The sequence below is a fragment of the Calidithermus roseus genome (assembly GCF_003574095.1).
Lineage (GTDB): Bacteria > Deinococcota > Deinococci > Deinococcales > Thermaceae > Calidithermus > Calidithermus roseus.
In genome coordinates, this window is the sequence record NZ_QWLA01000038.1 from 13,000 (window position 1) to 32,787 (window position 19,788).

Consider the following 19,788-nt stretch of genomic DNA (forward strand, 5'->3'; position numbering starts at 1 on the left):
TAGGGGCTTGCCCTCTGTGCCTCAGCCCAAGTAGAGCGTGAGCACCAGCAGGTACATCCCGATGCTGCCCAGCAGCACCCACAGGTGCCACAGGCCGTGGAAGCCCACCAGCCGGGGCCAGGGGTTGGGCCATTTGGTGGCGTAGGTGATGGCTCCCAGACTGTAGGCCAGGCCGCCCAGGATGAGCCAGGCCAGCGCCCAGGGGCTCAGGGAGAGCTTGGGCAGGAAGAAAACCGCCAGCCAGCCCAGCCCGATGTAGGTGAGGGTGTTGAGCCAGCGCGGGATCTTGAGGGTGAAGATCTTTAGAGCGATGCCCACCGCCGCCAGCCCCCAAACCAGCCCCAGCAGCAGCGGGCGCAGAGAAGGCTCGAGGGCGCTGAGCACCACCGGGGTATAGCTCCCGGCGATGAACAGAAAGATCGCCGCGTGGTCGAGCTTGCGCAGGGCCAGCAGAACCCGTTCGGGAACCTCGAGCGCGTGGTAGAGGGTGCTGCTGGTGTACATCAGGACCATCGAGAGGCCGAAGATCAGCGCACCGACGACCTTGGCCGCGTCGCTTCCCGACAGCGCCAGCAGAACCACCGTGCCCAGCAGCGCAAGCACCGCTCCGGTGGCGTGGGAGTAGGTGTTAAAAGGTTCCCGGACCATGCCCCAGGGTATACCAGGCTCCTGCCGGGCGGGTGAGCCATTGGTGTGTGAGCGCGACGCGTCAGGCGATGCGGGTGTGCAGGGTGCCGATCCCCTCGATGGCCACCTCGACCTCGTCGCCGGGCTTGAGCTCGCCCACGCCCTCGGGGGTGCCGGTGAGCACCACGTCGCCGGGCTCGAGGGTCATGAACTGGCTGATATAGGAGAGGATGCGGGCAACGGGGAAGATCATCAGGCTGGTGTGGGCCTCCTGCCGCAGCTCGCCGTTGACGTAGGTGCGCAACACGGTGTCCTGGGGGTTCAGGGTGGTGACGACCCAGGGTCCGATGGGCAGGAACTTGTCGGCAGACTTGGCCCGCACCCATTGCAAGTCGGTTCGCTGCACGTCGCGGGCGGTGATGTCCAGCGCGCAGGTGTAGCCAAAGACGTGGTTGAGGGCATCTTCTTCACCGACGTTTTTCATGCGGTCCCCGATGACCACCGCCAACTCACCCTCGTAGTGCAGCAACTTGGTGAAAGAAGGATAGGGCACCGCGTCGCCGGAGTCGTGGGGACGGGCCGGATTGGCCGGGTCGGCCAGGGTGTTGAGGCCCTTGAGGAAGAGGCCGGGTTCGGTGGGCAGATCGTCCTTGTCGTGGCCCATCTCGCGGATGTGGTCGAGGTAGTTGCGGCCCACGCAGACGATCTTGCTGGGGGTGACGGGTACTCGCAACGCCACCGCTCCCAGGTCGAACTCGCGCCCGGTGGGGTTGCCGCCGGGCATGTCGGTCTCGTGGATGGTTTCGCCTTCCAGAACTCCCCAGCAGCCCTCGTTAAAACGCACGATTTTCATGGCGATGTGAGTATACCCTGCTCTACCAGGTCATTTCTCCCTTTCGTGGGCGAACCAAAGGCGATGCGTATCATTCCAGGGCCAGCCGCACCAGGCGGTCGAGCAACTCGGGGTAGGAGAGCCCCGAGGCCTGCCAGAGCTTGGGGTACATGCTGGTGGGGGTGAAGCCGGGCATGGTGTTGAACTCGTTGAGGTAGAGCGTGCCGTCTTGGGCGAGGAAGAAATCGGCACGGGCGAGTCCGCGTATTCCCAGCACCCGGTAAGCCTCGACCGCTACGTCGCGGATTTGCCGGGAAAGCGCCTCAGGAATGTGGGCGGGAATGTGTAGCTGGGCCAGGCCGTCGGTGTACTTGGTCTCGTAGTCGTAAAACTCCGATTGGTAGGTGATTTCCCCCACCACGCTCGCTCGAGCGTGGATGTTGCCCAGCAGGGCGGTTTCCAGCTCGCGCACCCCCTCGAGGCCCATTTCCACCAGGGCCTTGTTGTCCCAGCGGAAGGCCTCCTCGAGGGCGGACTGCCCGTCCTGGTCGGCCTTGACCTTGCTCACCCCCACCGATGAGCCGGTGTTGGCCGGCTTGACGAAGTAGGGTGGGCGGAAGTGGGGCTCGGGGGCCGCCTCGCCCCGGTAGAAAGTCACCCAGGGCACCACCGGAATCCCCGCCTGGGTCAGCACCCGCTTGCACAGGTCCTTGTCCATGCACAAAGCCGAAGCTGTGACCCCGGCCCCCACGTAGGGCAGTCCCAGCAATTCCAGGAAACCCTGGATGGTGCCGTCCTCGCCCCAGCGCCCGTGCAGCAGAGGAAAAGCCACGTCGTAGGCGGGCCAGTCGATAGGGGGCGGGAATGCGTGTTCGCCGTGCTCGGCCACCCCGGCCTCGAGCGCGCGGCGGGCTGAGGTCTCGAGCAGCCACTTTCCATCCTTGGCGATCACCGCCAGGGTCGTGGAATGGGGCATGGCCGCCAGCACTCCACGGGCCGAGGAGAGCGAGACCTCGTGCTCCCCCGACCTTCCCCCGGCGATGAGTAAGATGTGCAATTGCCTCACGATGTTGATGATACACGCTGGGCGGGGGAGGGAAGACCCTTACCATCTGCCAGAGGCGGCGTTGCTATACTCGGCCCATCATGAGCAAAAACATTCTGCGCATTTTGGCGGCGCTATTGGTCTGCGCGCTTCCCCTGCTCGTGACTGCCCAGACCCGCGCCCCCAATGGGCTGGCCCTGAGCATGGGCACCATCAACGCCGAAGGTCAGCAGACGATGGGCTCCTTCGTGCTGGCGAGTTTCTACATACCTGCCCTCGAGCCCGAGTACAAGCAGGACGTGAAGGTGGTGGTGCGCGGGCCGGCGGGCTGGAACAAGGGGCAGGCCCTGGAGTTCGAAGTCGCCGAGGTCGCTCCTGCAGAGGGTTACTGGAGCTTCACCGGGGCCGAGGACGTGCCCCTGTTGAGCGGCAGATATATCGCCGAGGCCGTCATAGACGGCAAGACCTTGCACTCGGAGATCAGCGTGGATGCGACCCAGCGGCTCGAGGTGCCCCAGATCCAGAGCATCCAGAGCGGCGGGACCTCGCGCCTGAGCCTGCGCTGGCGCAGCGTCGCCGGTGCGGAGGTGTACCTGGTGGGGCTCTACGATGCCCAGGGCAACGAACTCGCACAGACCACCTCCGCCGATGCCGAGGAGAGCTTCACTGGGCTTGATCTCAAGCCCGGCATCAGCTACTACGCCCAGGTCATCGCCTTTTCCCACGACCCCAATTTTTCGGTCGAACAGTTTGCCCGCTTGCCCAGCCAGGTCAACGTGGCGTATGACCTCGAGGAGTTCAGCTTGAGGTAGAACCCCGATAGCCGAAGGTCTTTCGCAAGGGTGCAGCCTGCCGTGCCCTGCAGGATGAGGGTGAGTGTTCGCAGCGCCGGTGCAGGTTCGTGGGATTTAGGTCGCTCTCATGGTTTCCAAAAGGGCCGACCGTACCCTTTGGGCGTGAAACGAGTGACGGTCCTTCTATTCCTGGCCATGGGGCTTCTGCTCAGCAGTTGCGTTCCCACGTCCGGTGGTTTGCCCCCGTTTGTCAATCCGCCTGCTTCCACGCCTTACGGTGGGGAATACGCCAATGAGATCCTCAAGCTCCCCGTCTACCCGCGCAGCCGCACCCTCGACAAGCGGGAATTCGGCAACGGCAACAGCCGGGTGCGCTTCCGGGTGGAGGGTGTCAACGTGCGCATGATCTACAACTTCTTCACCGACCAGATCGAGGACGCGGGCTGGGGCCGCAACCGCTTGGAGAGCGAGGGGCAGAACCGGACCTGGCAGGGCGTGTACCAGCGGGGCATTCGGCTTGTGCGTATACGGGTGCAGCAGGAGGGCAACAGCGACGTCTACGTCCTCGAGGTCACCTTCTTGCAGTGAGGGCCGAGAGTCGATAGGGGGTATCCACTGCTGGCCATGGGCTATCTCTCTACTGCGCTTGTGGGGCGCCTGGGGCGAAGTTCAGCCCGTTGTATTTCTGCTGGATCTTTTCCGGGGGCTCAATTACCCAATCTCGCGCCAGTTGAGCTGCGGCATCCAGCACGCGCTCCATCACCGGGAGGAGTTCGGGCCGGAAGCCGCTCAGCACCCACGTAGCCCCTTCTTCGGGGCTGGGGGGCTTGCCGATACCGATGCGCAGACGGTGAAAGGCCGTGCTGCCCAGGTGCTTGCTGATGGACTCGAGGCCGTAGTTCCCCGCGTTCCCCCCTCCGGCCTTGAAGCGCAGGCGGCCAGGTGGCAGGTCCATCTCGTCGTGGATCACCAGGATGCGCTCGGGAGGAATCTTGTAGAAGCGGGCAAAGGGGGCTACTGCCTCGCCGGTGGCGTTGTAGAAGGTGGCGGGCTTCATCAGCCAGCCCTTCTCCTCTCCCACGGCCATCTCGGCTACGAAGGCGTTGCCTTTGAGGCGGTAGTCCTTCGGGGAGGCCAGCCGGTCGAGCACCATGAAGCCGACGTTGTGCTTGGTGCGGGCATATTGCAGGCCGGGGTTGCCCTGTCCGACGATGAGAAACATATGCCAAAGCGCTTAACGCTGAACGCCTAACGCCAAAGACCCGCTGGGTGCTCGACGTTAGGCGTTGGGGGAGTGGGCTTATTCTTCCTCGGTCTTGCCCTTCTTGATGACCTCGACCTCGGTGGGGGCAGCAGTCTCGGCGGCGGCCAGCTCCTTCTCGGCATCCACGGGGGGTACGATGGAGACCACGGTGTCCTTGGGGTTCATGGCCAGCTTGACCCCTTCGGGAAGCTTCAGCTCTTCCATGTGGATGCTGTCGCCGATGTTCAGCTCGCTCACGTCCACCTCGATGAACTCGGGGATGGCCTTGGGGCTGACCTTCACTTGGATGTCGGCGTTGACGAGCTGGAGCACGCCGCCCAGCCGCACGCCCTGGGCGGTGCCCACGATCTTGACCGGGATCCACATCTGTACCGGCTCGTCGCTGAGGGCGTAGAAGTCGACGTGGTTGGGGCGGCGGCGGCGGGGGTCGAGGTTGACTTGGCGCACCAGGGTGTCCACGGTCTTGCCCTCGAGCTCGAGGGTGATGACGTGGTGAATCCCGGCCTGCATGAAGACCTTGTTGAACTCGCGCAGGTCCACGACCACTTTACGGTTCTCGTTCTTGTTGTACAGCACGCCGGGCAGCTTGCCTGCGTCGCGCAGGGCGTTTAGGTTTTCGTCTCCGCGGGTTTGGGCTTTGAGCCGGTACTCCATACTTCCTCCGAGTATTTTGTGGCCGCCAGCCAGCAGCGGCTAGACACAAGCCTTCCGAGTCTACCACACGCCTGGGTTTTGGTGTAGGGGACCGGGCCCCTGCGCCAGACTCCGGAAAGCCTGTTCCACACGGCGCTGAGCCACGGGCCGTGGCTGGAATTGACCAGCCCCCACACGAGCGGCAGAGCAGGTGCAATTCCTAAGAATCGTGTGCCAGGACGCTGAATCCGCGCAACCAGGCTGTTCTAAGGTATACCAAAGCCCTTAGACTGGAGTTCGCGAATGAAGATTTCCGCCCTCTTCCAAGACAGCAAGCCCGTTTTCTCCTTCGAATTCTTCCCGCCCAGGACCCCCGAGGGCGAGCAGCAGCTCTTCCAGACCATCGCCGATTTGCGCTCGCTGAAGCCAGGCTTTGTCTCCATCACCTATGGGGCGGGAGGTTCCACCCGCTCTCGCACGGTGGAGTGGGTGCGGCGCATCAGGGAGCTGGGCCTCGAGCCCATGGCCCACCTCACCTGTGCGGGCTCGAGCCGCGAGGAGATCGCCAGCCTGCTCGACGAACTCACCACCTGCACCGACAACATCCTCGCCCTGCGCGGCGACCCGCCCAGGGGCTCGAAGGAGTTCCAGCCCGCCCCTGGCGGCTTCCGCTACGCCAACGAACTGGTGGCCTTCGTGCGCGAGCGGCACGGGGAGCGTTTCACGCTGGGGGGAGCAGGCTACCCGGAGGGCCATCCCGAGAGCGTGAGTCTCGAGGCCGACCTGCAAAACCTGCGGCGCAAGGTCGAAGCCGGCCTGGACTTCGTCATCACCCAGCTCTTCTTCAACAACGCCCTCTACTTTGGCTTCGTCGAGCGTGCCCGCAAGGCGGGGATTGGCGTGCCCATCGTTCCCGGCCTGATGCCCATCACCAATCTGGCCCAGGTGCGCAAGTTCATGGACCTGTGCGGGGCCAGCATCCCCGGCCCTTTGCTCTCACGGCTGGAGAGCGTGGCCGACGACCCTCAGGGGGTGCTCGAGGTAGGGGTCGAGCACGCTACCCGGCAGGCTGCCGAACTGCTGGGGGCCGGGGCTCCGGGCATTCACTTCTACACCCTCAACAAGTCGCCGGCCACCCGCCGTGTGCTGGAAAACCTTCGCTAGCCGTACGAGGCGCTAAGGTTCGGAAGAGGTGCGTATGAGCGATGTCACCGGAAAGGTATACCTTCTGACCGGCGGCGGGGGCGCGATCGCGGCCTCCATCGCCGAGGCTTTCGCCAAGGCGGGGGCCCGGCTGGCTCTAGTGGACCGCCAGCTCGAGCACGTGCAGGAGAGGGCTAAGGCCCTGGGGGGCGCGGCCTTCGCTGCTGATGTGAGCAAGTTCGACCAGGTGCAGACTCTAGTCAGCCAGGTGCGCCAGCGGATGGGCCGACTTGACGGCCTCATCCATACAGTGGGCGGGTTCAGTGCGGGCAAGGTGCTCGAGTCGGATCCCGCGCTCTACGACAGGCTCTTCGACCTCAACGTGCGGACCCTGTTCTATTGCACGCGGGCCGTCTTGCCGGTGCTTCTGGAGCAGAACGATGGCTTCATCGCCGGAATCTCCGCCGGGGCCGCCTGGCGCGGAGCCGGGCCGGGCATGGCCCTCTACACCGCGGCCAAGAGCGCGGTGGCGGCTTTCCTGCGCTCACTCGACGCCGAGCTCAAGGGCACCAATGTCCGGGTGGCGGTGGTTTATCCCATGGGCACCGTGGACACCCCGGCCAACCGCCGCGACATGCCCGACGCCGACCCCACCACCTGGATCGACCCCGCCGAGATCGGTCAGACCCTGCTGTACGCGGCCAGCCGCAGCGCCAGGGGGCGGGTGCTCGAGCTGCCCGTCTATCCTCCCCGCTGAGGTCGGCTTGTGAGTGGGCGCGATATCGGTTAGCTTGTCCCGGATGAACCTCGAGCAGCTCGTCCTGGCAGTTTCATATCCGGGTATTTTCGCTATCGTACTTATCGAAACCGGCTTCCTGGTGGGCTTTGCCCTGCCCGGCGACAGCCTGCTGATCGCGGTGGGGCTCCTGGCCGCGGCCAAAAAGATCAGCCTGCCCCTGGCCCTGCTCATGCTCTTCGTGGGCTCGTTCTTGGGCAACAACCTGGGCTACTGGTGGGGTATGAAGCTGGGGCCGGCCCTGGAGCGGCGGGTCAAGCGCGAGGAACTGGAAAAGGCCTATGCGCTGTTTCGCCGCTTCGGGGTGCTGGCGATCTTCATCGCGCCCTGGGTTCCGGTGGTGCGGGCGCTGGTGCCCTTCGTGGCCGGGGCTACCCGCATCCCCTGGCCGCGCTTCGTACTGCTGACCTTCCTGGCCTGTTTGCTGTGGACCCAGGGCCTGACCCTGCTGGCTTACTCCGTGGGCCAGCTCATCCCCGACCTCGAGAAGTACATCTACCTGATCATCCTGGCCGGAGCCCTCTTCGGCGTACTGCTGGGTTTGCCCCGCTTGCTGCGGCGCAGGGCGGCCAAAGAGCCCGAATAGTTCAGCAGCCCGGTGGGTCGAACACGTCGCTGGTGGTCACCGCTCCCAACCCCTGCACGTCGGCTCCTCCCGGCAGGTAGATCCGCCCGCCCAGCACCGCCGCCATGATGCCGTGCCTGGGGGCGGGCATGGGCTCCAGCGACTTCCAGGTGCTACTCCTGGCGTTGTAGACCTCCACCTCGGCGAAGACCCCGTTGCGGGCGTTGCGGTTGCCCTCGCCTCCCAGCACGTAGAGGCAACTCCCCACCGCTGCGGCTGCGTGGCCTGAGCGCCCGGTGGGCATGGGGGGCAGGCTGCTCCAGCGCCGGGTGGCCGGGTCGTAGACCTCGAGCACGTTCAGCGTGAAGCTCTGCTGGTTTCGTCCGCCCACCACGTAGATCCTGCCCTCGATCACCCCGGCGGCCAGGTGGTCGCGGGGCGTGGGCATGGGGGGCAATGCGCTCCACCCGTCGGTGGCGGGGTCGTAGACTGCGAAATCCCCCACCGATCCTCCTGCTGCGCCGCCCACGGCGTAGATCTTGCCCTCCAGTTCCGCGGCGACCAGCCCGCCGCGGGCGGTGGGCATGGGCCTCTTCTGGCTCCACCGCCCGCTTGCCGGGTCGTAGGACTGCACTGCTGCTGTGGGCCGCCCCAGTCCCGGTCCCCGGTAGCCGCCCAGCACGTAGATCTTGCCGCCCGCGGCGGCCATGCCGGGGTGGTTGACGGCGGTGGGAAGGGGCTCGAGGCGCTGCCAGCGGTTGCTGGCGGGGTCATAGACCTCGAGGAGGTCGCTGGTTGCCCCGTTGGCGTAAAAACCCCCGGCCACGTAGAGCCTGCCTTCCGCCACCGCCACCCCGATCTCCTGGCGGGCTTGGCTCAAAGGAGCCAGGCTTTTCCAACTCGACGTCTGCGAAAGCCCCAGCCCGAGCGCCAGCGCCAGCGCAACCCCAGCGGTTGTTTTCATGTCCCCAGTCTAGCGCTGGAGGCGGCCCGCCCGCCGGGAAAGCGCGCTCCAGGCCAGGATTGCCAGGGCTGCACCGCCCGCGTCAGCCAACCAGTCGCCCAGGTCGAAGACCCGCCCTGGCACGAACATCTGGTGGATCTCGTCGCTGAGTCCGTACAGCACGGCCAGCGACCAGGAAAAGAGCGGGCGCTGGGTGCCCTGGGCCAGGAAGTGGCCCAGCAGGGCGTAGACCCCGGCGTGCACCAGCTTGTCCCAGGGGGCTGGGATGCCCACGGTATCGCCGGGCTGGGCCGAGAACCAGAAGATCAGGGCCATTTGCAGCCCGGCCAGGGCCAGGTAAGCGCGGTTCAATGCTCGGCCTCGACGAGTTCGACAAGAACTCCGCTCGACCACTTGGGGTGGATGAAGGCTACCAGGTGCCCGCCGAAGCCAGGACGCGGGGCAGTGTCGATGAGGGGGGTGCCCTCCCGCGCCAGGCGCTCGAGTTCGCTCTGGATATCCAGAGTGGTGAAGGCCAGATGGTGAATCCCCGGACCGCGCTTTTCCAGGAATTTGCCAATAGGACTGTCGGGGCGAATAGGAGCGAGCAACTCGAGTCGGCTGTGGCCGCTTTTGAGCATGTACACGCTCACCCCCTGGCTCTCGACTATGCCCTGGGCCTCGAGGGCATAACCCAGCGCATAGTAAGGCCGCACGGCGGCCTCGAGGTCGCTCACTGCGATTCCCACGTGATGGAGTTCCATGGTCAAAATATACGCCGATAGCCAATAGCCACTCGCGCCTGGCGTTCGGCGTTCAACCCGACTCACCTCTCCTGGACCGGGAAAGTGGACAGGCTCACCGGCCTCGAGTCGAAGGGATTGACGCGCGGAGCTGAGCTGTTGGAGTTGATCTTGACGTCGGAGGAGAGCAGGTTTTCCAGCGGCTTCTGGCTGTTGAGCACCACGATCAGGGGCTTCTGCTCGGCGCTGGCGCTGGGGTCTTCGGCGGCGAGGTAGAGCAGCCGTCCGTCCTCGACGGCGCTTCCCAGATAGCTCAACACGTCCAGGTTGAGGTCGCCTGGGGGGTCGAGCAAGCGGAGCGCGCCGCTGGAGAATTGCACCCGGAAGAGGCCCCGCTGGCTCGAGAGGGCGTAGATGTTGGCGGAGGAGATCTGGAGCTGCTCGGGGTTACGCCCGTTGGGATCAGGCTCGCTGACGTCGGAAGGGGTGTCGGCCTTGAGGTTCCACGTCAGCAGCCGCACGTCGGTACTGCCTCTCAGCAGGGCGAAGACCCGGTTGCCGGCGCCGTCGTACACCAGCTCCTGCGGCGTGTAGAGGGGCTGGATGTAGGAACCTCCGCGAATGATGCCCGTCTCGTTGGCGGGCATTTGGGGGTCGGGATGGTACTCCATCGAGCTGCTGGCGCCGTTGAGGATCACCAGGGCGTTGCCGGTGGTCAGGGTGAAGACTGTCTGACTGGCCTGCACGCTGATGGGGCCGATGAGCGCTTGGGGCACCCCGCCCGCTTGCAGGAGGTTGAAGTCCACCAGGTACAGCGAATAGGGCGCGCCCGAGTTCGGGGGAGGGCACACCGCCAGCAGGTAGCGGGGGCTGGCGCTGAGGTAGCCTTGCGAGCAATCCACCGGCTGGGAGTTGCCGTCGGTGAAGGGGAAGGAGCGGGGGTCGAGGGTAGTGGGGTCGGGTACGAGGTCCTCGAAGAAGGGGTCGGTGCTGTAGGCCGTCAGCTTCTCGCGGTCGAGCACCCAAAGCCGGTTGTTCTGCTGGTCGTTTTGCTTGAGCTTGAAGTACAAATCCAGCACCGGCAGGGAAAGGCTCGTCCAGGAGCCGATCAGCGGGCTCTGGCCGTCGTCGCGCACGTCCGGGCGCAGGCGGGTGCTGAGGTAGAAGTCGATGCGCTGTCCCGAAGCCACCGCCAGAAACGAGGGCGCTGGGGGTTCGTAGCTCCCGGTGCAGGCTGCTAGGGCCAGAGCCAGGGGCAGGATCAACAAGCGGTACACGTACACCTCCTCACTTGTCCCACGGCCAGGTGATGCCGGTGCGGTCGAAGAGGAAATCGGCGGCCTGGCCTCCGAGCAAAAAGGACAGGGTGGCTTTATTGGCCTGAGTGTCGATGGTAAAGCGCATGGCCCAGCAGCAGCGGTCGTAGATCATCACGAACAGGGGCTTGAGGACCAGAGGCCTGCCGCTGGGGTCGCGCCAGGTGAAGGATTGGGTGTAGTACAGCCCGAAGATCAGCCGTTCGTTTTCCTGACCCACGTAGACCATGGTGGGACCAAATTTGCTGAGGCTTACGGTGAAGTTGCCCATCTGATCGCCGCTTTCGATGCGGTCGAGCACCAGGCCGCCTTGCAGGGCTAGCCCGAACTCGCCGGGGCTCCTGGGGCCGGGCAGGACCTCGAGGGCCCCCTGCAGGTTCACGCGGTCGAGGTAGAAATAAGGCTGGTTGTAACCGGGCAGGCCGAGGGCGAACTCCAGCCGCGCCTCCCGCCCGGGCTCAGCCAGGCCCGCGCCGACGGAGAGCAGGGAGTTGTCGAAGCCCAGGCCCTGGATCAGGGTGGTGCGCAGGATGGCCCGCAGGGTGGCGGCGTAGTCGTAGGAGAGGGTCAGGTCGGCCCTGCCTTCGTCCTTGTCTTCGGCCTCGCCCACGTACTGATCGGGGAAGAGGACGCGGTTCTCGAGCTTGAGCGTGTGCGGGCCCCACTTGCCCTGCACGAAGCCGTCGAGGGCGTAGGTGCGGCTGCTGACGCCGTTGAAGTTGAAGTTTTCGTCTATCAGGTAGCTGTCGCTGCCCTCGAGCCAGGAAAAGTTGAGGCGCAGGTACTTGGCCTGCTCGGTGTTGAGGTCGCGCAGGTGGGTGAGCCGGACGGTGCCGGTGGGTGGGGTGTACTCCAGCGAGAGGGTGAGGTCGCCGAAGCGATCGACGACCTGGTTGCCGCTGGCCCAGACGTAGCTGCCCGTGGCGTTGAAGCGGAAGGGGTTGAGGTTGAGCCCGAAGCGGGTGGAGAGGTCGAGGTGGGTGAGGTCGTTCTGCAGGCTGGGGTAGCCGGCGTTGATGTCGCGGCGGTAAGTCAGGCCGAAGGTGACGGGGGAGGGGTTGAGCTCGAGGCCCAGCGTCAGGGGGTCGAACCTGCGGTCGATGAGGTTGTAGTTCAGGGTGGCCGAGGTGCTGAACCAGGCCTGCTGGGCGCTCAAACTCCCCCCGAGGGTGCGGGAGGCGGTGTTGGTGCGCGCCTCACGGGCCAGTGGGCTTTCCCCCTCAACGGCGCGGTTGGCGAAGTTGAGGCTGAGGCTGAAAGGGGCCAGCCGCTGGGTGAAACTCGCGGTGGTGTCCCAGCGGATCAGGCGCTCGAACTCCCCTTCGCTTGCCCCATTAGCAGGTGGGTTGCGGCTGGTGTAGTACCAGCCCTCGAAGAAGTTGTTCAGGCTAAAGCTGGCCCCCTCCCACAGCCTGGGGGCGTAGGTCTCGGCGTGCTGGACGTAGAGCCTGCCCACCCCGATGAAACCGTCCCCGTTGAGGTCGAGCTTGCGGGCGCTGCGGTTGTCCTGGTTGAGCCGGTCGATGTAATACCCTGCCGTGACCGCCCCGCGCACGCTGAACTCGTCGAGCTTGAGGCCCTGGTTGAACAGCAGCGAGAACTCGGGCAGAACTTGGTCGGTGTTGAAGGGGGCGTCCCAGGCATAGCCGTCGAGGAAGGTCTTGAGGCGGAATTTGAAGACGGGGTCCTCGGGGGTCTCGCGGCTGAGGTTGGCCTCGATGTTGGTGATGCCGTAGCGGCTCTCGTCGTTGCGCTCGAGCTTGTATTCGTACTTGAACTCCTCCTGCTGCAACCGGTACTCCAAGCTCCAGCGGAAGAGGGGTTTTTGGGCCGCGTCACCAGGGGCGGGGGGCAGGTAGAGGAACTGGTAGCGTTCGAAAGCCGCACCCAGGCCGTAGTGGTCGAAGCCGAAGCCCCAGCCTCTGGCCTCGCTGAAGCGCAGCAGGGTGTAGCCGAGGCCGAAGCCGTTGACGTAGGGCAGATCGGCGTTGAAGAAGAAGCCCTCGTCGCCGGTGCCCAGGTCTATGCGGGGCTTGCGCTCGGAGAGGAAGAGCCCCAGCACCGGCAGATAAAGCACCCGCTCCCCGCGCACCACCACCCACACCTCGCGGGCGATGAGGCGGTCGCCGGGAAACAGCAGCACCTCCTTGGCCCTGAAGCCGTAGTCGGGGATGCTCTGGCCGCAGCGCAGGCAGGAGGTCACGAAGCCCTGCTGCAAGAGGATCTGCCCGGCCACCCGCTGGCAGTAGGGGCCGCTGAGGTCGAAGTCGCCCGAGCGCACCTTGACCTCGATGGCCTCGAGGCTGTTGTCGGAGGTGTCTAGCTCGAGTTCCTCGGCCTCCAGGATGCGCTTTTCCTTGTCCTGGAAGCGCACCTTGCCCATGAGATGCAGGCGCTTTTGCGTGCGGTTGTAGATCACCCGCAGCGCTTCGATCTTCTCCTCGTCGCGCTCCATGAGTACGGGATTGCCGGTGAGGATGAAGAGTTCCTCGCCGTTTTCGTTGCGGATTTCCAGGCGCTCAGCCGCGATGACCTTGAGGGTGGCGGCCTGGGCCAGCGAGGCCAGGCTCAGGAGGAGGAGGCCTAAGACAGTCCTGAGCGCAGGGGGTCGCGACCGGTGAGTCGAGCTCATCGACGGCCCAACCTCAGCAGCACCAGCCCCACGAGGGCATAGAGCAAGTTGGGGCCAAAGGCCGCCAGCCAGGCCGGGATCACCCCCTGTTCGCCCATGATCCGGCCCACGCTGGTGGTGGCGTAGTAAAGGAAGCTCAGCACCGCCACCCCCACGAAACCCAGGCTGCGGCTGCCGCCCAGCAGGAAGAAGGCCACTCCCACGGCGAAGAGCGCGAAGGAGAAGGAGGCGGCAGGCTCGGCAAACTTGCGGTAGAGGGTGGTGAGTTCGGCCTGGTAGGAGAAGCCCTGGCTGCGGTACTGCCTCACCCGCTGGCGCAACTCGGCGATGGAGAGGTTGTTGAGCCCGCCGGGCGGGTCGAAGCCCAGCTCCACCAGCGGCACTTCGCCCCGCTCGAAGGTGGCTACCGTGCGGGGCCTGCCTGAGCCGTAGGTGATGCGCAAGCCCCGCTCGAGCACCAGGCTGCCCCCCTGGAAGCGACCCTGCCTGGCCAGGAGGATCTCCTCGGCGGTGATCACCCGCACCTCGCCGATGCTGCCATCGCCGCCCACTTCGCCCACGTAGACGATGCGCCCGTAGGCGTCCTGGAAGCGGGTGCCGGGGGTGAGCAGTGCCCTGGGCTTTTGCACCACCGCTTCGCGCAGCACGCTGCTGGCTTTTTGCAGGCCGCGCGGCACCAGGGTCTCGGCCAGCACGATGCCCGCGATGAACAGCACCCCCGCGAACATCAGCATGGGCAACAGCACCCTCGCCTTGCCGATGCCCCCGGCCAGCAGGGCCTTGAGTTCGGAGTCTTCACCCAGCCTCGAGAACACTAGCAGCAGCCCGAACAAGAAGGCCAGCGGCAGCGCCCGCACCACCAGCTCGGGCAGCTTGTAGGCCAGGTATTGCCCCACCACCAGCGGGTCGGCTCCGCGCTGGAGCAGCGGGGCCAGCACCTCGTAGAGCGCTCCGGCCAGCAGGGCCATGATCACCGCCGCCAGCGCCCCCACTACGTAGGTGCCTACCTCGCGAAAGAGATATTGGTCGAGCCGGGTCATCGCAACCTCAAGGTAAGGATGACGGCCACCACGCCGAAGGCCAGATTGGGCAGCCAGGCCGCCACGATGGGCCCGAAAACATCGTACTCGGCGAACTTGGCCGATAAAGTCCACAAGGTGTAGTAGCCAAACAGCAGCACCACCACCGCCACGAAAGCCCAGGATTGCTCGCGCAGCCCAAGGCCCACCGCCATGGCCAGCCAGGCCAGCACCAGCGCTCCCAGGGCGTTGGCGTAGCGCTGGGCCAGCGGGAAGAGGGCCTTACTGTCGGCGCGGGCGATCTGGTGCAACTGCGTGAGGTTGAGCGCGTCGTAGGAGTCGGTGCGCGGGGGCGCGGAGAGGGGGAAGGGGAGGGGATGCGAGCCCACCGTGATCACTTTGCCGTCGGGTTCCACCCGGCGGGCGTCCTCGAGTTGCCACACCCCGGCCTCGAGCCACCGTCCCCTAGGCGCGCTCCACACCGCGCCGCCGGGTTCGACCACCCGCACGCCCTCCAGCCGGACTCCACTACCATCACTGTCGGGGTAGACGCGCTGGGCGAAGTACAGCCCGTAGCCCTGCGGGGTGTAGAGCTGGTCGGTCAGCACCCCCGAAGGGCTGCTGCCGTAGAAGATGCGGTCTTTCAGGATATCGAAGCGCAGCTGAGCCTCCGGGCGCAGCCAGCCCCAGGTAAACAGCGCCAGCCCACTCACCACCAGCCCCACCCCCAGCACCGGCAGCAGCAGCACCATGGGCTTGACGCCCCCCGCGTACATGGCCTTGAGTTCCGATTGGCGAATCCAGCGGGCCAGGGTGATGAGGAGGGCGAACACCAGGCCGAAGGCCAGCGCCACCCCCAGGAAGTAGGGCATGCGGTAGAGCCAAAGCAGCAGCATGTCCTGCACCGGCGTCCCCATCCGCGCGAAGGAGCCTGCCCAGGAGGTGAAGAAATCGCTGGTCAGCAGTCCGATGAAGATCAGAAAGCCCACCAGATACAGGCTCAGGGCTTCACGAAGAAAATAGCGTCGGAGCATGCTGGCGGCAGTATACGGCAGTTCCATGATGAAAAGGCTTTGATAAGCGCTTCCCTCCCTCGAGCCCGGCGGCCTGTTATTTTGGGGGCATGATTCACACCCTCGACCTCCTCGACCGCGCGCCCCGTGTTATTGCCTCGTTTTTGCTCGAGACCTCCGAGGGGCCGGTGGTGCTCGAGACCGGGCCCGAGTCGCGCTTCGAGACGCTGGCGCAGGCGCTGCGCGAGAAGGGCTACGCGCCGCAGGACGTGCGCCACGTCTTCGTGACTCACATCCACCTCGACCACGCGGGGGCGGCTTGGCGCTTCGCCGAGCACGGGGCCACGGTCTACGCCCACCCCAAAGGGGCTCCCCACCTCATCGACCCCAGCAAGCTGTGGGCCTCGGCCAGCCGCATCTATGGCGACCAGATGGAGCAGTTGTGGGGCCGCATGGGCTACGTCCCCCAGGCCCAGGTGCGGGCACTCGAGGACAGGGAGCGGGTGAAGATCGGGGGATTTACCATCGAGGCCCTCGACACGCCGGGCCACGCCAGCCACCACCACGCCTACCGCATCGACTCCGCCCTCATCGCCGGGGACGTGGCCGGAGTGCGCATTGGCCGGGGCCCGGTGCTGCCGCCCTGCCCGCCCCCCGACATTCACATCGAGACCTGGCAGCAATCGCTGGCCCGGTTGCGGGGGCTGGGCCTGGAAACCCTCTACCTCACCCACTTCGGCCCCGTGAGCGAGGTGCGGGAGCATCTGGCTGCCCTCGAGGCCCGCCTGCTGGACTGGGCCGACTGGATGCGTCGGCGGCTCAAGGCGGGCAAGACCCGCGAGCAGATCGTGCCCGAGTTCGAGGCTTACGTGACCGACGAGCTGCACGCCGCGGGTCTGAGCGACGAGGAGGTGCGGGAGTACGAGTACGCCGACCCGGCCTGGATGAGCGTGGACGGGCTGATGCGCTACTGGACCAAGCACCGCCCCGAAGCTGTGGCTCGAGTCTCCTGAGGCAAGGCAGCCCGGCGCACGAACGGTTTAAACTTTGAGTAACCAAGGAGGGCGCCGTGGCAGGGCATCGCCTGCGGCTTTTGGGGGAAGCCACCCTGGAGGTGGAAGGGCGATCCCCCGTGCGCCTGGAGCGCAGGACTGCCGGGGTGCTGGCCTATGTGGCCCTGGAGGGCCCCACCCCCCGCTCGCGGCTGGCTGGCTTGTTATGGCCTGAGACACCCGAGCACACCGCCCGCAACAACCTGGCCCAGGCCCTGCGCCGGCTGCGCCAGGCGGCAGGGGGGTATGAGGCGGTCAGCGGCGACGAGGTGCTGCGGCTTGCGGAGGGCCTCGAGGCCGACGCCGCCAGACTGGTGCTGCTCACCTTCCAAGGCCGCTACGCCGAGGCGCTGGCCCTGGAGGGCGAGCTGCTCTGGGGCCACGACTACGACGACTGCCCCGACTTTGCCGACTGGCTCCTGGCCGAGCGAGAGCACCTGGCGGGGTTGTGGCGCGAGGCTTTGGAAGCCGAGGCCGAGCGACTGGAGCGGGAGGGCGAGTTGCGGGAGGCTGTAGCCCTGGCCCTGCGCCTCCAGGAGGCTGACCCCTTTTCCGAAGAGCACCTCCGCCGGGTGATGCGCCTGCACTATCTGCTGGGTGACCGGGGGGCGGCTTTGTCCGCTTACTATCGAGGCCAGGAGCGGCTGAGGCAGGGACTGGGGGTGGACCCCCTGCCCCAGACCCAAGCACTCGTTCAGATGATTGAGCGTGGGGTTGTCCTCCCCGTGGCAGGTCGGCAGCCTAGACGGGAGATTCCCCTTTCGCTCTTACAGCCGCCCGTGCTTGTGGGCCGGGAGTGGGCGTGGGCCCGGATGGAGGAGGCCTGGGAGGCAGGGAAGGTAGTTTTCCTCACAGGGGAACCGGGCGTGGGCAAAACCCGGCTCCTGCGAGACTTCGCCAGCTCCAAGGGTGCCTACGTCTGGGCGTTGGGCCGACCGGGGGACCAGGGGACGCCATTTACCTTCCAGGCGCGGAGCTGGCGGGAGTTCCTTGCACGGTATGAAGTTCGCCTACCCGCCTGGGCGCGGCGGGAGCTCTCCCGCATCCTTCCCGACCTCTTTCCCGAAGCCGCGCCGCCCTGGAAGGACCCCGCCGACCGCCTCCGCCTCTTCACCGCCATGGCAGAGGTAGTGCGGGAGCTGGGGAGGTATGTGGACGTGCTGGTGATGGACGATCTGCAATACATGGATGCCGCAAGCGTCGAAGCATGCGCCTATATGTTCTCCCAGTTTGTGCCCACCCCTCCTGGTGTGCCGCGCCAACTCTATGCCTATCGCCAGGGGGAGCTTTCGCCTGAAGCTGAGGCTAGCTTGGACCGATTAGTGGAGGCGGGGTTGGCGGTGCGGATCGTCCTCGAGCCCCTTCACTCCACCGAGGTAGAGGCGCTTTTGGCCTCGCTGGACCTTCCGGACCTATCCCCCGCGCGCTTTGCCCCAGTGCTTTTCCGCTATGCCGGGGGCAACCCCTTTTTTATCCTGGAAACCCTGCGTGCCCTCTGGGAGCTGGGGGAGTGGCCAGGAAAACCAAGCCGCTTCCCGGCTCCCCGTCGGGCTAGGGAGCTGATCGCCCGCCGCCTGGCAATCTTGTCCTCGGCAGCCCTGCGCCTGGCCCAGGTTGCAGCTATTGCTGGGGAAGATCTGAACCTGGGGCTGGCCGCTGACGTTCTTGAGGGCACGCCTTTGGAGCTGGCCGAGCCGTGGGCTGAGCTGGAGGCTGCCCAGATCCTGCGGGAGGGCCGCTTTGCCTACGACCTGCTTCTAGAGACGGTGCTGGAGGGTATGGCTCCTCCCGTCCAAGCTTATTTGCACCGTCAGATAGCCCTCTGGCTAGAGCAGACCGGGGCCCATCCCGCCCGCATCGCCCAGCACTGGCTGGGAGCAGGTCAGGAGGAGGCGGCTGCCCGTTCTTGGCTGGCCGCTGGCCGGGTCTACCAGGAGCGCGCCCTCTATACCGAGGCCAGAGCCATGTTGGAAAAGGTGTTTACTTACGGCCAAGAGGAGGCTACACGGGCTGAGGCCCAGCTTCTTTTAGCCGACATCTGCCGCGAGCAGCGGCGTTACCGTGAGGCCGAAGCCTTGCTGGAGAACTTGCTCAGCGCTCCGTTACCCCCCCGGGTGCGGATAGAAGCCCTGCGGGCTCGCACCTATCTCGCTATCGGCGACCATCCCCGGGCAGCGGAGTATGCTCGTGAGGCCTACCTGCTAGCCCAGAAGCTTGGGGACCAGGAGCTTATGCACCTGACCCGAACCGCCTACGCCGCGACCTTGTGGGGGCTGGGCCGGGTCAGCGAGGCCATAGACCTGCTGGAGCCCGAGCTGGCCCGTGACCATCCCGACCCCCGGCACCGCATCCGCATCCTGGCCTATCTGGGGGCCCTATACGCTCACAGGGGCCGCTTTGCTGAGGCCTATCCCCTTCTGGAGGAAGGCTACCACCTGGCTCAGGAGCAGGACCCCTACTGGCGGGTCCTGGTGGCGGCCTTCCTGGTGGGCGCCGACGTGGAGCAGGGTGAGCCTCTGGCCCACCGGGAGCTGGCCCAGGCTGCACGAGCCCTGGGGCCCTTTGACGTGAGCGAGTATCTGGCCTTGGTGCTGGCGCGGGCCTATCTGGAGGCCCACGAGCCGCAGTTTGCTTTGGAGCTTCTGGCAGAACACCCGGGCGAGCATCTGGGGCGGGCCTATGCCTGCTTGGGCCTGGCCTATACCAGCCAGGCTCTCCTGGCTTTGGACCAGGTAGAGGATGCCCGCCGAGCCCTGACCGAGGCCCTGGCCTTGGCCGAGGGCCTGGAGGGGGCCCCGCGGGCCCTGGCTCAGGTGGCGGTAGCGGGTGCTCGGCTTGGGGAGGCACGAGTGCAGACGCTCCTCGTGCGGGTTCCTCCCGATGCCTTAGGCCTTGCCGACCGCAGAAGCCTCGAGGAGGTTGGCTTAGCTCTCGGCCTCGAGTCCCCCTGAACCTGTCATCCTCCAGTCATCCGGGGCTATCTAACCTAACCTTACCCGGCTGGGTTTACCGCTGGGTAGGGAATGGAGGGAAGAAAAAGATGGCACATCCCTGTATTTGTTGGGCAAGTTTAACCTAAAGAGGCACACATGAAAGGGAAAATCGAGAAGATCACGGGCAAGAGCTTCGATATCCCAGATGAAACGCGGCGACCATTTGAAAAAGGCAAGATTGACGTGATCAGTGTCGGGGGGCTGACATTCTACCGTGAAACCCTTGAGCCGGGCTGGCAGTGGTCCAAGCAGGGTGTGTCCCAAAAACAACCCAATAGCCTAGACTGAGGCATGAGCCCACTACAAGAGCGGTTGATGGCGCTGATTGGGGAAGCGGAAGCGAAGGGTAAGGGGATGAAACTGGCCCAGCTGGAGCAG

Annotated in this window: 20 protein-coding genes; 8 read left to right on the forward strand and 12 right to left on the reverse strand. The window is 65.7% G+C overall.

Annotation, left to right across the window (positions count from 1 at the left end; all coding sequences use genetic code 11):
* Positions 1-21 precede the first annotated feature (21 nt).
* The 3 genes from trhA to Mrose_RS10425 all read right to left on the reverse strand — a co-directional run bounded on the left by trhA (position 22) and on the right by Mrose_RS10425 (position 2,516).
* Positions 22-648 (reverse strand): PAQR family membrane homeostasis protein TrhA, encoded by a 627-nt coding sequence (gene trhA, locus Mrose_RS10415; RefSeq protein ID WP_119278018.1) that lies wholly within the window; start codon positions 646-648, stop codon positions 22-24.
* A gap of 61 nt (positions 649-709) precedes the next feature.
* On the reverse strand, positions 710-1,480 hold the full coding sequence (locus Mrose_RS10420) for a fumarylacetoacetate hydrolase family protein (protein ID WP_119278020.1): 771 nt from the start codon (positions 1,478-1,480) through the stop codon (positions 710-712).
* Between the two features lie 70 nt (positions 1,481-1,550).
* Positions 1,551-2,516 carry a D-alanine--D-alanine ligase family protein gene (locus Mrose_RS10425; protein ID WP_119278053.1) on the reverse strand — a complete coding sequence of 322 codons (966 nt, stop codon included), beginning with the start codon at positions 2,514-2,516 and terminating at the stop codon, positions 1,551-1,553.
* A gap of 89 nt (positions 2,517-2,605) precedes the next feature.
* On the opposite strand from Mrose_RS10425, the gene Mrose_RS10430 reads away from it, so the two are divergent.
* Together Mrose_RS10430 and Mrose_RS10435 are read left to right on the forward strand one after the other, a co-directional pair.
* On the forward strand, positions 2,606-3,316 hold the full coding sequence (locus tag Mrose_RS10430; protein WP_119278022.1) for a hypothetical protein: 711 nt from the start codon (positions 2,606-2,608) through the stop codon (positions 3,314-3,316).
* 144 nt (positions 3,317-3,460) lie between these two features.
* The gene (locus Mrose_RS10435; protein ID WP_147371617.1) at positions 3,461-3,886 is read left to right on the forward strand and encodes a hypothetical protein; all 426 of its coding nucleotides are present in this window, start codon (positions 3,461-3,463) and stop codon (positions 3,884-3,886) included.
* Between the two features lie 49 nt (positions 3,887-3,935).
* Here the strand turns inward: Mrose_RS10435 and pth are convergent, their stop codons facing one another.
* Positions 3,936-4,520 carry an aminoacyl-tRNA hydrolase gene (gene pth / locus Mrose_RS10440; protein WP_119278026.1) on the reverse strand — a complete coding sequence of 195 codons (585 nt, stop codon included), beginning with the start codon at positions 4,518-4,520 and terminating at the stop codon, positions 3,936-3,938.
* A 78-nt stretch (positions 4,521-4,598) separates the two neighbouring features.
* Positions 4,599-5,216 carry a 50S ribosomal protein L25 gene (locus tag Mrose_RS10445; RefSeq protein WP_119278028.1) on the reverse strand — a complete coding sequence of 206 codons (618 nt, stop codon included), beginning with the start codon at positions 5,214-5,216 and terminating at the stop codon, positions 4,599-4,601.
* Positions 5,217-5,498: 282 nt separating this feature from the next.
* On the opposite strand from Mrose_RS10445, the gene metF reads away from it, so the two are divergent.
* From metF to Mrose_RS10460, 3 genes are read left to right on the forward strand one after another with little or no spacing between them, the layout of a single operon-like run.
* Positions 5,499-6,359 (forward strand): methylenetetrahydrofolate reductase [NAD(P)H], encoded by an 861-nt coding sequence (gene metF, locus Mrose_RS10450; protein WP_119278030.1) that lies wholly within the window; start codon positions 5,499-5,501, stop codon positions 6,357-6,359.
* 34 nt (positions 6,360-6,393) lie between these two features.
* Entirely contained in the window at positions 6,394-7,095 is a 702-nt protein-coding gene (locus Mrose_RS10455) for an SDR family oxidoreductase (protein ID WP_119278032.1), read from the forward strand.
* Positions 7,096-7,138: 43 nt separating this feature from the next.
* Positions 7,139-7,720 carry a DedA family protein gene (locus tag Mrose_RS10460; RefSeq protein ID WP_119278034.1) on the forward strand — a complete coding sequence of 194 codons (582 nt, stop codon included), beginning with the start codon at positions 7,139-7,141 and terminating at the stop codon, positions 7,718-7,720.
* A 1-nt stretch (position 7,721) separates the two neighbouring features.
* Here the strand turns inward: Mrose_RS10460 and Mrose_RS10465 are convergent, their stop codons facing one another.
* From Mrose_RS10465 to Mrose_RS10495, 7 genes are all read right to left on the reverse strand, one after another.
* Positions 7,722-8,663 (reverse strand): Kelch repeat-containing protein, encoded by a 942-nt coding sequence (locus tag Mrose_RS10465; protein ID WP_119278036.1) that lies wholly within the window; start codon positions 8,661-8,663, stop codon positions 7,722-7,724.
* Positions 8,664-8,672: 9 nt separating this feature from the next.
* Positions 8,673-9,014: a VanZ family protein gene (locus Mrose_RS10470; RefSeq protein ID WP_119278038.1), complete on the reverse strand. Its 342-nt coding sequence runs from the start codon at positions 9,012-9,014 to the stop codon at positions 8,673-8,675.
* On the reverse strand, positions 9,011-9,406 hold the full coding sequence (gene mce / locus Mrose_RS10475) for a methylmalonyl-CoA epimerase (RefSeq protein ID WP_119278040.1): 396 nt from the start codon (positions 9,404-9,406) through the stop codon (positions 9,011-9,013). Before mce ends, Mrose_RS10470 begins: the two co-directional genes overlap by 4 nt.
* Positions 9,407-9,468: 62 nt before the next feature.
* Positions 9,469-10,662: a hypothetical protein gene (locus Mrose_RS10480; RefSeq protein ID WP_147371618.1), complete on the reverse strand. Its 1,194-nt coding sequence runs from the start codon at positions 10,660-10,662 to the stop codon at positions 9,469-9,471.
* A 10-nt stretch (positions 10,663-10,672) separates the two neighbouring features.
* Positions 10,673-13,333, reverse strand: a complete 2,661-nt coding sequence (locus Mrose_RS10485) for an LPS-assembly protein LptD (protein ID WP_119278043.1) — start codon at positions 13,331-13,333, stop codon at positions 10,673-10,675.
* On the reverse strand, positions 13,330-14,373 hold the full coding sequence (locus tag Mrose_RS10490; RefSeq protein ID WP_119278045.1) for an LptF/LptG family permease: 1,044 nt from the start codon (positions 14,371-14,373) through the stop codon (positions 13,330-13,332). Before Mrose_RS10490 ends, Mrose_RS10485 begins: the two co-directional genes overlap by 4 nt.
* On the reverse strand, positions 14,370-15,386 hold the full coding sequence (locus Mrose_RS10495) for an LptF/LptG family permease (RefSeq protein ID WP_119278047.1): 1,017 nt from the start codon (positions 15,384-15,386) through the stop codon (positions 14,370-14,372). The genes Mrose_RS10490 and Mrose_RS10495 overlap by 4 nt, the downstream gene beginning before the upstream one ends.
* 89 nt (positions 15,387-15,475) lie before the next feature.
* Between Mrose_RS10495 and Mrose_RS10500 the strand changes: the two genes are divergently transcribed.
* From Mrose_RS10500 to Mrose_RS10510, 3 genes are all read left to right on the forward strand, one after another.
* Positions 15,476-16,378 (forward strand): MBL fold metallo-hydrolase, encoded by a 903-nt coding sequence (locus tag Mrose_RS10500; protein ID WP_119278049.1) that lies wholly within the window; start codon positions 15,476-15,478, stop codon positions 16,376-16,378.
* A gap of 56 nt (positions 16,379-16,434) precedes the next feature.
* Positions 16,435-19,368: an ATP-binding protein gene (locus Mrose_RS10505; RefSeq protein ID WP_245969826.1), complete on the forward strand. Its 2,934-nt coding sequence runs from the start codon at positions 16,435-16,437 to the stop codon at positions 19,366-19,368.
* A gap of 138 nt (positions 19,369-19,506) precedes the next feature.
* A complete protein-coding gene (locus Mrose_RS10510) occupies positions 19,507-19,698 on the forward strand; it encodes a cupin domain-containing protein (protein ID WP_119278051.1) in 192 nt (63 codons plus the stop codon).
* Positions 19,699-19,788: the final 90 nt, after the last annotated feature.

Coding starts and splice junctions, on each gene's coding strand:
- metF (WP_119278030.1), top strand. CDS start 5,499: ATGAAGATTTCCGCCCTCTTCCAAGACAGCAAGCCCGTTTTCTCCTTC.
- Mrose_RS10445 (WP_119278028.1), bottom strand. CDS start 5,216: ATGGAGTACCGGCTCAAAGCCCAAACCCGCGGAGACGAAAACCTAAAC.
- Mrose_RS10465 (WP_119278036.1), bottom strand. CDS start 8,663: ATGAAAACAACCGCTGGGGTTGCGCTGGCGCTGGCGCTCGGGCTGGGG.
- Mrose_RS10490 (WP_119278045.1), bottom strand. CDS start 14,373: ATGACCCGGCTCGACCAATATCTCTTTCGCGAGGTAGGCACCTACGTA.
- Mrose_RS10510 (WP_119278051.1), top strand. CDS start 19,507: ATGAAAGGGAAAATCGAGAAGATCACGGGCAAGAGCTTCGATATCCCA.
- Mrose_RS10485 (WP_119278043.1), bottom strand. CDS start 13,333: ATGAGCTCGACTCACCGGTCGCGACCCCCTGCGCTCAGGACTGTCTTA.
- mce (WP_119278040.1), bottom strand. CDS start 9,406: ATGGAACTCCATCACGTGGGAATCGCAGTGAGCGACCTCGAGGCCGCC.
- Mrose_RS10455 (WP_119278032.1), top strand. CDS start 6,394: ATGAGCGATGTCACCGGAAAGGTATACCTTCTGACCGGCGGCGGGGGC.
- trhA (WP_119278018.1), bottom strand. CDS start 648: ATGGTCCGGGAACCTTTTAACACCTACTCCCACGCCACCGGAGCGGTG.
- Mrose_RS10500 (WP_119278049.1), top strand. CDS start 15,476: ATGATTCACACCCTCGACCTCCTCGACCGCGCGCCCCGTGTTATTGCC.
- Mrose_RS10430 (WP_119278022.1), top strand. CDS start 2,606: ATGAGCAAAAACATTCTGCGCATTTTGGCGGCGCTATTGGTCTGCGCG.
- Mrose_RS10495 (WP_119278047.1), bottom strand. CDS start 15,386: ATGCTCCGACGCTATTTTCTTCGTGAAGCCCTGAGCCTGTATCTGGTG.
- pth (WP_119278026.1), bottom strand. CDS start 4,520: ATGTTTCTCATCGTCGGACAGGGCAACCCCGGCCTGCAATATGCCCGC.
- Mrose_RS10460 (WP_119278034.1), top strand. CDS start 7,139: ATGAACCTCGAGCAGCTCGTCCTGGCAGTTTCATATCCGGGTATTTTC.
- Mrose_RS10420 (WP_119278020.1), bottom strand. CDS start 1,480: ATGAAAATCGTGCGTTTTAACGAGGGCTGCTGGGGAGTTCTGGAAGGC.